Below are 12,365 nucleotides of genomic sequence, written 5' to 3' on the forward strand. Positions count from 1 at the left end.
AGCTATCAACTCCTTTAGGCCCAAAAGGAGTTTTTTAGTTACTTAAATATAATACTTACTAACCAAAAAATAAGCCTTCTTTCGATAAAATATCTACTTTTTAAGATAAATATACTCTCATACAGTTTACTAAGGAAGAATAGATGAATAAACCATTATTAATAGAGATTGGTGTAGAAGAATTACCAGCAATCCCATTTTTAAAAGAATTACCAAATATTGAAAAGAAATGGGCAAAAATATTAGAAAAAAATAGATTATTATGTGATTTTGACTTTTTTTATACACCAAGAAGATTAGTATTATGGCATAGAGAATTTCAAGTTAAGCAAGAAGATTCAGTTGAAGAGATGTTTGGTGCTCCTGTAAAAATTGCATTTAAAGATGGAGAAGCTACTCCTGCTGCACTTGGTTTTGCAAAAAAATGTGGTGTAAGTGTTGATGAACTTGAAAGAAAAGACCAAGGTAGAGGTGAAGTTCTATATTATAAAAAAGAGGTTTCAGGAATTGAAGCAAAAGATTTACTAAATGATATGGTAAATGAGTTTATTTCATCTTTAGATTTTGGAAAATCAATGAGATGGGCTAGCAGAACTGATAGCTTTATTAGACCAATTAGATCTTTAGCTATTCTTTTAGGTGAAGAAGTAGTTGAGGCTGAACTTTTTGGAGTTAAATCTTCTAACTTCTCATTTGCACATAGAATGGTTTCATATGAGCCTTTCACTTATGATTTTGCAGGTGATTATTTCTGCAAACTAGATAAAAATGGTGTTATTCTTTACCCTGATGAAAGAAGAAAAAAAATCTTAGAACAAATGAAAGAGATTGAAGCTTCAAATAGTGTAAAAATTGATATTGATGAAGAGTTATTAGAAGAAGTTGTTGCAATTACTGAATATCCAACGGCTTTAATTGGTAAATTTGATGAAGAGTTTTTAGAGTTACCAGAAGAGGTTATTGTAACTTCAATGAAAGAACACCAAAGATATTTTGCTGTTTATAAAGATGGTGAGCTAACAAACAACTTTATCGTTGTATCAAACTCTAAAACTGAAGACTTCTCTCATATTATCGCTGGAAATGAGAAAGTACTTAGACCTAGACTTGCAGATGGTATGTTCTTCTGGAAAAATGATATTGCAAATGGATTATCTAACGAAGGACTTAAAAAGTTAACTTTCGTAGAAGGTTTAGGGTCTATGTATGAAAAATGCGAAAGAGAAGCTAAAATAGCTACATTCTTAGCAGAAAAACTTGGTGAAGATAAAGAATCAGTACAAAAAGCTGTAATGCTTTCAAAAGCTGATCTAATGTCTGAAATGGTATTTGAGTTTACAGAACTTCAAGGACTTATGGGATATTACTATGCAAAAATTGCTGGTGAGAAAGAAGAAATATATACAGCACTAAAAGAGCAATATTTACCAGATGGAGAGGATTCTGACTTACCATCAACTACATTCTCTTCTATTGTAGCACTTTCATATAAACTTGATAACTTAATGGGACTATTCTCTGTTGGAAAAATTCCTTCAGGTTCAAAAGATCCATTTGGATTAAGAAGAGCAGCTGCTGGTATTGTAAAGATTGCAATTGAACATAAACTGGCAATTGATTTAGAAGAGATTATTGACGTACTAGCTTCTAACTATAAAGGTTTAGAAAAAGCAAAACTAGTAGAATTTTTCAATGAAAGATTATTTAAGATCTTTGATGTAAATCCATCTGTATTAAAAGCAGTATTAGGTTCAGAAGAGAGTGATATCTTTAAAATTTCTCAAAAACTTTGTGCTTTAAATCCTATAGTATTAAGTGATAACTTTAAAGAGTATTCTGCAACATTTAAAAGAGTTGCAAATATCATTAAAGATTTAGATATTAACTCAGAATTAGCAGTTAAGGCAGAGCTTTTAGAAGATAAAGAAGAAAAAGAGCTTTATGAGGCATTTAATAGTGTAACTTCAAAAGAATACTTAAGCTATGAAGATGAGTTAGATGCTTTATTTGCTTTAAAGCCACAACTTGATAATTTCTTTGATAATGTTTTTGTTAATCACGAAGATGAAAACATTAAAGCAAATAGAAAAAATATTATTGGTAAAGTTTATCAAGCATTCAAAGAAATTGCTGATATTAAAGAGATTACAATATAATCAATAGTTAAATTTACAAACCTAATATTATGAGGGTTTGTAAATTTGCTCTATAAAGTTGATTCGTTGAGTTTGTAATTATCAAGTTTCTATAAGAAATAATAAAATTGAAAAACTATTTGTATATAGACCCTATCAGTTATTTTATTATTTAGCTTAAATTTCTTTTCCATTGAAGTTGTTTTTTTGAACATTTTCAACTATTTTAGAAGATATCTTTTTTGTTTGACTTGCAATATCACTTGTTTTATTTGCAACTTTTGTATTTTCATTGGTAAATCTATTTAATTCATTTATAATTTGACTAATTTCATTTATTTTATTTTCTTGATCTTTTGCTGCATTTGTTACTGAATCTATTAGTTTATTTGTTTCAACAACATTATTCTCCAAGTCATTAAATCCTTCGATCATAGAATCACTTATTATTTTACCTTCATTTGTTTGAACCGTAGCACTTTGAACAAGTTTTGATATCTCTTTTGCAGCTTCCGCTGATCTATTTGCCAGATTTCTTACTTCTTGTGCTACAACAGCAAAACCTTTACCTGCTTCACCAGCTGTTGCTGCTTCTACTGCTGCATTTAGTGAAAGAATATTTGTTTGAAATGCAATTTGATCAATGATAGAAATTGATTCATTTATTGCAGAAACTTTTTCATTTATTTCATCCATAGAATTAGCTGTCTGAAAAGCTAATTTTTTTCCTTTTATTGCAGAATCTTTTGTACATGAAGATATATTAAACATCTGTGTTGATTTAGAGCTAGAATCTCTTATATTCTCACTTATTTGATTTATTGAATCAGTTGTCTGTTCTAAAAAACTAATCTGTTTTAATGCATTTTGTGTCAATATTTTTACATTATTATTTAACTGATAAGAACTTTGTTCTAAGGTTTTACCATCTAATTGATTTTGTTGAAGCATCTTATTAATCATATCATTCATAGATATAATTTTATTCCCAAGTTTTCCTGAGGTTTTTTCATTAAGTTGCAACGTGAAATTATTACTTGAATATTCTTCAAGAATCTCAGACAGCTTGTTTATATCATTTCCTACAAAGTTTTCTAAATTTTTAAGCATATTATTTATAAGGTTTTTTAATTCATTTAAAGTATCAGAATTTGAAGATAATGTTATTTTTTTATCAATATATCCATGGTTTACACTACTAAGCACTTTTTTAACATCATCAAGTAAAAGACTCTCTTTTTGAATATTTGAACTTATATTTTCTATATTATTATTAATATTTAATGCCATTTTCCCAAACTCATCATTATTTGATATTTCTATATTCTTAGGATTTTTTGTTTTTTTGTTTAAAAAATCAAAAAAACTATTTAATCCACTTTGAATAATAGTTAACTTAGAGTTTAGAATTTTAGTAAAATAATATAATACAAGTGCTATTAAAATAGTTGAAATACAACTTGCAATAATTGAAAAGTTTTTTATTGTAAACGCATCATTTAAATATTCTTCATTTGGTACAGATAAACCAAATCCCCAATTAACACCAGAATTTGCGATAGTAAAAGTATCAAGATAATTATATGAGGATTTATTAGTATATGTAGACGTATTATCAAAAAATAACTCTTTTTTATTTTTTATATTTTCTAAAATCTTCTTTGTTATTTCATTTTTTTCTAATTCAATCAGTTTTTTTCCATGATATTCTTCATCTGGATGAGCAATAACTGTACCTTCTGCTGTTAATATATATCCATATCCATTATTTAAAAGTTTTAATTTAGAAATTTTCTTAACTATTGACTCAAGAGAGATATCTATACCTACAACACCAACTATTTCATTATTATTAAATAAAGGTATTGATACTGTTGTATTTAATACATTTTCTCCATCAACAACAAATTTATAAGGTTCAGAAATAAACTCTTTACCTGTTCTCATAGGTTCTAATATCCAAGAGTTTGCTTTTAAAACAGGATATTGCCACATTAAATCTAGGCTTCCATTATTTTTTAATACATAAGGGGAAAATCTACCATTTTCATCATGTGAATACCTTCCTGCCATTGAAGGATTATTTTCATAAAAGGTATTCGGTTCAAGATATAACCAGACTCCTACAATATAGGGATTTTTTTCTAATACAGAACTCATCAGTGATACTAGTTCAGGCTTGCTATAAATAAAATCTTCTTTTAAGGCTGTTTCTAAAGTAGAACTAAATGTTTTAATTAATACAACTGATTTCTCAATATCCCCTTTTATTTCTAAAGCATTCTTATGAGCTAATTCAATCATATATTTTTCTGAAGTTGTTTTTGTTGCTTCAAAAGCTTTGTTATAGATTAAATAAGTTGTAATAATAGATGTAAGAATCAGTACAGTAAGTACACCATATAATAATTTGTTGCTAAAAGTTAAATTTTTAAACATAGAATAACCTTAAAAAAAGATATTATATTATAGAGAGATAATATGTAGACTTTGTTTAGCAGCAAATATTAAGAAAAAATAAGAAGGTGTTTATCAAGCTTTTTGAAAAAATATGTTTCTACTTTAAAGTCATAAAACCCATCTGATTTAAAGTCATATATTTTTACTTCTGTTATTGTTTTTTTGTTAAAAAGCTCTTTTTTTAATTGCTCTTTATTTTTAGAACTATGTTTTATTAGTTGAAAGAAATCCCCATTTTCCTCATCCCAAAGCTCTTTTACGACTTCATTACCAAGTAAATCTCTAAAAGCTTTATTTATACAAAAAAGTTGTTTATGAATAAAGGTTACAATATAAACAGAAGAATTATCAACTATTTTTTGAATTAATGTATTTTGCTCTTCCAGTTCTTTTATATAAAGTTCTGAATTATTGTTTTCCTTTTCAAAATTATCAATATTTAGCTTATAACCATGATTTCTTTTTTGAATAAATATATCAAATTTAATTTTCTTTTTAATTCTATTAATAAGCGTTCTAACAGATGTATCACTATTTAGTTTTAATAAAGACTTCAAATTTTTTGTAGATACAAACTCTCCTTTTGATAGAGATTTAAATAGTAGTATTTCTTGCTTTGTTAAAATATATATCTGATTATCTATGAATATTTCACTTTTTTTTAGATTTATATTGATTTCTTGGTTTAAGTGAATTATTTCTGTTTTTTTTGTCTTTTGAAAAAACTTACACCAACTTTTTAATTCTTCAGAAGAAAAAGAATATTGAATATAGTTTGAAAAACCATTTTTTAAAAGTTTTTTTATATCTTCATCATTATTTACAACAAAAAGTAGGAAACAACTGGCCTCTCTATTTTTATAGGATTCGATAGCATTATCATCTATTGTCTCTGTATCAATTAACAAAAAATCGACATCTTGAATATGAATAGCTTCTTTCATATTCAAGATATTAAAAATTGATATAGCTTTTAGTTTTAAACTATCATTAAAAGATACAACTTTAAAATTCATTATATATTCTAGCTATTTCTACGGTTCTTGTCTAGTTGCAGCGATTACAAGTTCTCTAATGTTTACATTTTGTGGTTGTGAGTATACAAACTCAATTGATCTAGCAATATCATCTGCAACAATTACACCATCCATTGATTCTTTCCATTCTTCATAACCCTTGATAATTTCATCATCAGTTGTATGCGATAATAGTTCAGTCTCAACTGCACCTGGGGCAATAGTTACAACTCTTACATCAAAAGTAGCTACTTCTTCTCTTACATTTTCAGAGATTCCGTGAATTGCAAATTTTGTACCACAATAAGCTGCATGAGTGGGAAATGTTTTTTTACCGGCAATTGAAGAGATATTTACAATTGTTCCAGTTCTGTTCTCTTTCATATCAGATAGTACAGCTTGCATACAGTTTAATACAGCAAGAACATTTAAGTCAAACATCTTTTGCCACTCTTTTATGTCTTGTGTATCTACTGAACCTAATAACATTGCTCCTGCATTATTTACTAAGCAACCAGTTTTTCCATACTTTTCTTCTGCATCTCTTATAAGTTTTTTTATCTCATCAAAATCTGTAACATCAACTTTTGCACAAATAGAGTTTGGTAAGTTTAATGCCTCAAGCTTTTCTACTCTCCTTGCAATTAATAAAAGAGGATGACCTGCATCAGAAAACCTTTTTGCTGTTGCTTCTCCAATACCTGAACTTGCACCTGTAATTACTACTAATTCTTTCATTTTTTATCCTTTTTAGTTTTTATTAAATGATTATATATGAACTAACGTTCTAATAACGTTCTATAGTTGATTTGAAATAATAATGGAAGAATAAATGTAAATTCATCCCAATATTAAGAAACATAAAATAGTATTGATTGTTTTTAAATTACATTGAAATTTATTTAATAAAGAAGAAAAACTATTTTGATATAATTTTATCGGTTAAAAACTATTTAGATTTTAAAAAAATTACAATTTAATAGGAGACTAAAATGAGAGCTTTTTTATTAGGTTTAAGTATACTTTTTATATTTAGTGGTTGTGCAACATGGAAAGGGGTTAAAAAAGACTCTTCCGATGCATGGGAAGCAACAAAAAAAGGAACTAACAAAGCTTATAAGGCTACAAAAGAAGCTATTAACGAAGCAACTGAAGACTAAGCTTAGTTTTCTTCCTTTAAGGGGATTGTTATTGTAAAGCAAGCCCCTTTATATCTCTTATCTTGAAAATACTTCTCTTTATTACTAGCTGTTATTTTACCCTTAAATAAAGACTCAATCATCTGTTTACAATTGTATAAGTCTATTCCTTTTCCAATAGATTGATGTTTTGTTGTAAAGTAGGGCTCAAATATTTTATCTTGAATCTTTTCATTTATACCCTTACCGCTATCTTGTATTTTTATAAATATAAGGTTATTTTTTGTTTTTATATCAATGAATATATATCTATCAAAATCTTTTTCAAGTAAAATATCAATAGAGTTATTTAAAATCTGTATAAATACTTGTACTAACCTTGTCTCATTTCCAAAGTAAGAGATATCTTTTTCTACATTTTCAATTATAGATATATTTTTATTTTCAAGCCTATGTGCTAGTAGCTCTTTTGTTTTATTTATAACTTCATTAAAAGTATAATAAGTATTTAATGATTCATCAAAAAAGTCTCTAAAGTTTTCAATTGTATTAGATAGATAGTTTGAGTTTTTTAGTATTATATCAATACTTTCTTGTAGGTCTTCATCACTTAGGTTATTAAAATCTTTTTTGAGCCTTAACCCACTTGTACATGTAGTTATAATAGACAAAGGTTGTCTCCATTGATGGGCTATATTATTTAATATTTCTTTCATAGTAAGGTTTTTAGAGTGTTCTGCAATAATAAGGTCTTGCTTCTTACTTTTTTTAATAGCAGCATCTACTTGTTTTGATAAACTATTATTTAACTCTTTTAATTCATGTTCTTTCTGTTTGTTATATTGAATTGAAGGTATTACAATTAACACAGCTTCTAGAAGTATTGTTAAAAGTGTTCCAAGTAGAATAAATAGTTCCTGCTTCATAAGTTTTTCTATTTTTTTATCACTTTCTACTTCAAACTGTGTAACAGCATTGTCTAACCTTGGTAAAATATCATTAGAAAACTCTTCTACTCGTAATAGATTTTCTTTACTTTTATTAGAAAGAAAATTATCAACACTTTTAAAATAGGCTTGTACGTGAAAATCTAAATAGTTTGGCTTTTTAAAATAGATATCTTTAATTTCATTAGAAGTTATGTTTGAAATAATAAATTTATGATCTTCTTTCATTTGATTTAATAAATGTGCTGTTTTATCAATATAGTCACTAGTTCCATTCTCGAAGCTTAGTTTTGCCATTAATGCAGTTCTTTGAGATAGCATTCTTTGTTTTCCAGTGATATTTATTATTTTAGCATATATCTTTTGACTAGATATCATTTGATTCATAGTTGAATAGGCAAAAAAAGCCCAAAAAACTAAAGATAAAAAGACTATAAAATAAACTAATGTTAGCTTTTTTAAGTTTAATAAATTTTTCATAAATAATTATAACATTATATATTAAAAAAAGTTTTGGATTTCCTTGTATAAAAAGTGTTCATATTCTAGTGGAAGCATATGTGAATCAGTATCTAAAGTTTTTAATTGGAAATTATCTTTCATTTCACATAGTTTATTAATAGGCTCTAAATTAACTAAAGAATCATTTGTAGCACTTAAAAACTGAATAGGGCTAGTAACATTGATAAGTTTATCAAAAAGAGATTTTCTTCTCATTGTTGCAAGTAATTGTTGATTATAGACTTCTAAACCTAGCTCATCAAACATTTGATTTATTATGTCAAGGTTTTCTTCATTTGTTTTATCCTCTAATAGTTGTGAAATAGCCATGAAACTCAAAGAGTTAATGTTATTTCTTTTTAAAGTTTCTAACATCTTTTTTCGCTTTAAAATCTCTGTCTCTTTTAAAGAATCAATTCCTGAAGAGATAATTAATGCTTTATTTATTCTAGTAGGGTACTTAATAACATACTTTAAAGCTAAATATCCTCCTAAAGAGAAGCCAATAAGGTTTATAGGCTCTTTATACTTAGAAAAAGATATATGTAGTTGCTCTATCATTTCATCTATTGTGTCTTCTTTTGGAATATCAAATGTTTTGTAGTTTGTTAAATTCATTTTAGACCAAAGCTTTTCATTGCACATTAGTCCAGGTAATAGTAGTAATGGTTGTTTCATAAAGGGATTTTACATAAAAAGATATAAAAATGAAATAGAAAGAATAAAGTATTAAAATTTTTAGGAGGGAAATTCTATAGGATTTTTGTATAAAAAGTAATTCTATTTCATTTTTATTCGCAAAATGGAGCTGATGATAGGAGTCGAACCTACGACCTGCTGATTACAAATCAGCTGCTCTAGCCAACTGAGCTACATCAGCATACAAATAAATACCTTTATCAAAGTTTACAGTTAAACAATGGTAAGATAAAGGGAAAAATAAAGTGATGTCTACCAAACTTGACGATTTCAAGCTTTAACATGGTGTCAAGAGAGAGACTTGAACTCTCGACCTCCGGCTTATGAGACCAGCGCTCTAGCCAGCTGAGCTACCTTGACATAAAGACATCATTTATTAAAATTGGTTGCGGAAGCTGGATTTGAACCAACGACCTTCGGGTTATGAGCCCGACGAGCTACCGGACTGCTCTATTCCGCGATATGCTACTTAAAAAAGTGGCTGGGGTAGCAGGATTCGAACCTACGAATGCTGGTACCAAAAACCAGTGCCTTACCGCTTGGCGATACCCCATCTTTTTAAGTGCCGAAATTATAGTAAAAAATATTTTGTTTGTCAAGGGTTTTTAGAAAAAATTTTGAAATTTCTGATATAATATAAAAAATTCAAGAAATAATATTATTATGAAAGAGAAAATATGAATGCAATACAAAGAGTAAAAGAAGCAATAGAAGAGATACAAAAAGGTAACATGGTAATTATGTTAGATGATGAAGATAGAGAGAACGAAGGGGATTTAGTTTATGCTGCAGCATTAAGTACTCCTGAGAAGGTTAACTTTATGGCTAGTCATGCAAAAGGATTAATTTGTGTATCTGTAACAAAAGAGACTGCACAGAGATTAGATTTAAATCCTATGGTTAATTCAAATACTTCTTCATATGAAACAGCATTTACAGTTTCAGTTGATGCAGCAGATGCAGCAACAGGAATTAGTGCAGGGGAGAGAGATGATACTATTAAGATTTTAGCTAATCCTATTTCAAAAGAAATAGAATTAGTAAAACCAGGTCATATTTTTCCATTAATTGCAAAAGATGGTGGAGTATTAGTTAGAACAGGTCATACTGAAGGAAGTGTTGATTTATGTAAGTTAGCAGGACTAAATGGTGAGGCTGTTATTTGTGAAATAATGAAAGATGATGGAACTATGGCAAGAAGAGATGATTTAGATATCTTTGCTCAAAAACATGATATGAAACAAATTTATATCTCTGATTTAGTAGAGTATAGATTAAGTCATGAAAAGTTAGTTGATGAAGTAAAAAAAGATGATATAGAGTTTTTTGGTTCAAAAGCTGTTAAAAGAGAGTTTAAAGATCATTTAGGTGATATTCATACTGTTATTCAATTTGGTGAGCCTCAAGAAGTAACTCATGTTAAATTTCATACAGTAATCCCTGATATTGATTTATTCTTAAATGATGAGAAATTAAACTCAATGCTAAAAACAATTAACTTCTTACAAGCAAAGGGTGGATTATTAATCTTCTTAGGACAAGACAAAGTACATAAAGAGTCTCAAAAAGATTATGGTATTGGAGCTCAAATCTTAAACTCATTAAATGTAAAGAAAATCAAATTAATGACAAGTGGGGGAAAACACTCGTTTGTAGGATTAAATGGATTTGGTTTAGAAATTATTGAAGAGATTCAAATAGAGTGTTAATACACTCTATTTGTTTTATTTATTTAGATTAATCTTGGTCCTGCTGACGTAAAGTCATAATCACTCTCTAAAGTTAAATACTTTTTAAAGTTATCAATATACATTCCTGCAAGTTTAACAGCTGTTTCATCATAAGATTCTTTGTCTTCCCATGTATTTCTTGGGTTTAGAACCTCAGTATCAACACCGTTTAGTGTTTTAGGAATTTCTAAATTAAAGATTGGAAGAGTTTCAAACTCTGAATTATTAATTGAACCATCTAAAATAGCATCAATACAAGCTCTAGTATTTTTAATACTCATTCTTGAACCAATACCATAAGGACCACCAGTCCATCCAGTATTAACTAAATAAACATTTACACCATGCTCATCTATTTTTTTACCAAGTAATTCTGCATAAACAGTTGGGTTAAGTGGTAAGAATGCTTCACCGAAACAAGAAGAGAATGTTGCAACTGGCTCAGTAATACCTCTTTCAGTACCTGCAACTTTTGCAGTATATCCACTTAGGAAGTAGTACATTGCTTGTCTTTTATCAAGTTTTGATACAGGAGGAAGTACTCCAAATGCATCTGCACATAAGAAGATAATATTCTCTGGATGACCACCTCTCATATCAGGAGTATGGTTTGGAATATGATCAATTGGATATGATACTCTAGTGTTTTCTGTTTTACTACCATCAGTATAGTCAACAACACCATTTTCATCAGCTACTACATTTTCTAAAATAGCACCTTTTTTAATTGCATTAAAAATATCTGGTTCAGACTCACCATCTAAGTTAATAACTTTAGCATAACAACCACCTTCAAAGTTGAATACTCCATTATCATCCCAACCATGCTCATCATCACCAATTAATCTTCTTTTTGGATCAGTTGAAAGTGTAGTCTTTCCAGTTCCTGATAAACCAAAGAATAGGGCAGTATCACCATCTTCTCCAATATTAGCAGAACAGTGCATTGGAAGTTTACCTTCTAAAGGTAACCAATAGTTCATCATAGAGAATACACCTTTTTTCATCTCACCAGCATACCAAGTACCACCAATAAGTGCAGTGTTATCTTCTACATTAAATACAACAAATACTTCTGAATGTAAACCATGACTTACATATGCCATATCTACAGTTTTACAAGCATTATAAACAGTGAACTCTGGCTCAAAGTTTTCTAAATCCTCTTTTGGAGGAACAATAAACATATTTTGAATAAAATGTGCTTGCCAAGCTACTTCAGTAATAAATCTAACTGATTTTCTACTATCTAAAGAAGAACCACAATAAACGTCAGTTACATATAAATCTTTACCACCTAATTGTTTTTTAGCAACAACTTCTAAATCTTCATATACTTCTTTAGAAACTTTTCTATTAATATCACCCCATGCAATATATTTATTTGATGGATCTTGGTTAACAAAGAATTTATCTTTAGGACTTCTTCCTGTAAAAATCCCAGTATCTACCATTAACGCACCAGTAGAAGAGACTTTAGCTCCCTCATTTTCTACTGCGTGTTTCATTAAACTATCTACATCTAAGTTTCTATAAACTTTACCTACGTTTTCTAAACCAAGTGAGTCTTTAATTTCAGACATTTCCTACATTCCCTACTAATTAAAATTTTTAAAAAATCGATAAAAGTACACCAGCAGCTACGGCAGAACCGATAACACCAGCAACATTTGGACCCATCGCATGCATTAATAATACATTCGATTTGTCATATTCTTGTCCAACTTTTGATACAACC

Annotated in this window: 10 protein-coding genes and 4 tRNA genes; 3 read left to right on the top strand and 11 right to left on the bottom strand. The window is 28.4% G+C overall.

Features of this window, described 5'->3' with window-relative positions:
• Positions 1-143: 143 nt before the first annotated feature.
• Entirely contained in the window at positions 144-2,156 is a 2,013-nt protein-coding gene (gene glyS, locus CRV02_RS11170; RefSeq protein ID WP_129090402.1) for a glycine--tRNA ligase subunit beta, read from the top strand.
• Between the two features lie 156 nt (positions 2,157-2,312).
• Here the strand turns inward: glyS and CRV02_RS11175 are convergent, their stop codons facing one another.
• The 3 genes from CRV02_RS11175 to CRV02_RS11185 all read right to left on the bottom strand — a co-directional run bounded on the left by CRV02_RS11175 (position 2,313) and on the right by CRV02_RS11185 (position 6,349).
• A complete protein-coding gene (locus CRV02_RS11175; RefSeq protein WP_129090403.1) occupies positions 2,313-4,574 on the bottom strand; it encodes a methyl-accepting chemotaxis protein in 2,262 nt (753 codons plus the stop codon).
• Positions 4,575-4,642: 68 nt separating this feature from the next.
• Positions 4,643-5,611 (bottom strand): response regulator transcription factor, encoded by a 969-nt coding sequence (locus CRV02_RS11180; protein ID WP_129090404.1) that lies wholly within the window; start codon positions 5,609-5,611, stop codon positions 4,643-4,645.
• An 18-nt stretch (positions 5,612-5,629) separates the two neighbouring features.
• Entirely contained in the window at positions 5,630-6,349 is a 720-nt protein-coding gene (locus CRV02_RS11185; protein WP_129090405.1) for an SDR family oxidoreductase, read from the bottom strand.
• A 254-nt stretch (positions 6,350-6,603) separates the two neighbouring features.
• Between CRV02_RS11185 and CRV02_RS14850 the strand changes: the two genes are divergently transcribed.
• Entirely contained in the window at positions 6,604-6,771 is a 168-nt protein-coding gene (locus tag CRV02_RS14850; protein ID WP_164968997.1) for a hypothetical protein, read from the top strand.
• Positions 6,772-6,773: 2 nt separating this feature from the next.
• Here the strand turns inward: CRV02_RS14850 and CRV02_RS11190 are convergent, their stop codons facing one another.
• From CRV02_RS11190 to CRV02_RS11215, 6 genes are all read right to left on the bottom strand, one after another.
• Positions 6,774-8,177 carry an ATP-binding protein gene (locus tag CRV02_RS11190; RefSeq protein ID WP_129090406.1) on the bottom strand — a complete coding sequence of 468 codons (1,404 nt, stop codon included), beginning with the start codon at positions 8,175-8,177 and terminating at the stop codon, positions 6,774-6,776.
• Between the two features lie 21 nt (positions 8,178-8,198).
• A complete protein-coding gene (locus tag CRV02_RS11195) occupies positions 8,199-8,876 on the bottom strand; it encodes an alpha/beta fold hydrolase (protein ID WP_129090407.1) in 678 nt (225 codons plus the stop codon).
• Between the two features lie 125 nt (positions 8,877-9,001).
• Positions 9,002-9,078, bottom strand: a tRNA-Thr gene (locus CRV02_RS11200).
• A 102-nt stretch (positions 9,079-9,180) separates the two neighbouring features.
• Positions 9,181-9,257 (bottom strand) — tRNA-Met (locus CRV02_RS11205).
• A 23-nt stretch (positions 9,258-9,280) separates the two neighbouring features.
• Positions 9,281-9,357: transfer RNA gene (locus CRV02_RS11210), tRNA-Met, on the bottom strand.
• A gap of 18 nt (positions 9,358-9,375) precedes the next feature.
• Positions 9,376-9,450: transfer RNA gene (locus CRV02_RS11215), tRNA-Gln, on the bottom strand.
• A 124-nt stretch (positions 9,451-9,574) separates the two neighbouring features.
• Here CRV02_RS11215 and CRV02_RS11220 point away from each other — a divergent pair.
• Positions 9,575-10,606 (top strand): bifunctional 3,4-dihydroxy-2-butanone 4-phosphate synthase/GTP cyclohydrolase II, encoded by a 1,032-nt coding sequence (locus CRV02_RS11220; protein WP_129090408.1) that lies wholly within the window; start codon positions 9,575-9,577, stop codon positions 10,604-10,606.
• Positions 10,607-10,629: 23 nt separating this feature from the next.
• On the opposite strand, the gene pckA is transcribed toward CRV02_RS11220, so the two are convergent.
• Both pckA and CRV02_RS11230 read right to left on the bottom strand, forming a co-directional pair.
• Positions 10,630-12,210: a phosphoenolpyruvate carboxykinase (ATP) gene (gene pckA, locus CRV02_RS11225; RefSeq protein WP_129090409.1), complete on the bottom strand. Its 1,581-nt coding sequence runs from the start codon at positions 12,208-12,210 to the stop codon at positions 10,630-10,632.
• A 28-nt stretch (positions 12,211-12,238) separates the two neighbouring features.
• On the bottom strand, positions 12,239-12,365 hold a 127-nt coding region (locus tag CRV02_RS11230), incomplete at its 5' end, for a sodium ion-translocating decarboxylase subunit beta (protein WP_164968998.1).

The sequence above is a fragment of the Arcobacter sp. CECT 8989 genome, assembly GCF_004116715.1.
Classification (GTDB): Bacteria; Campylobacterota; Campylobacteria; order Campylobacterales; family Arcobacteraceae; genus Halarcobacter.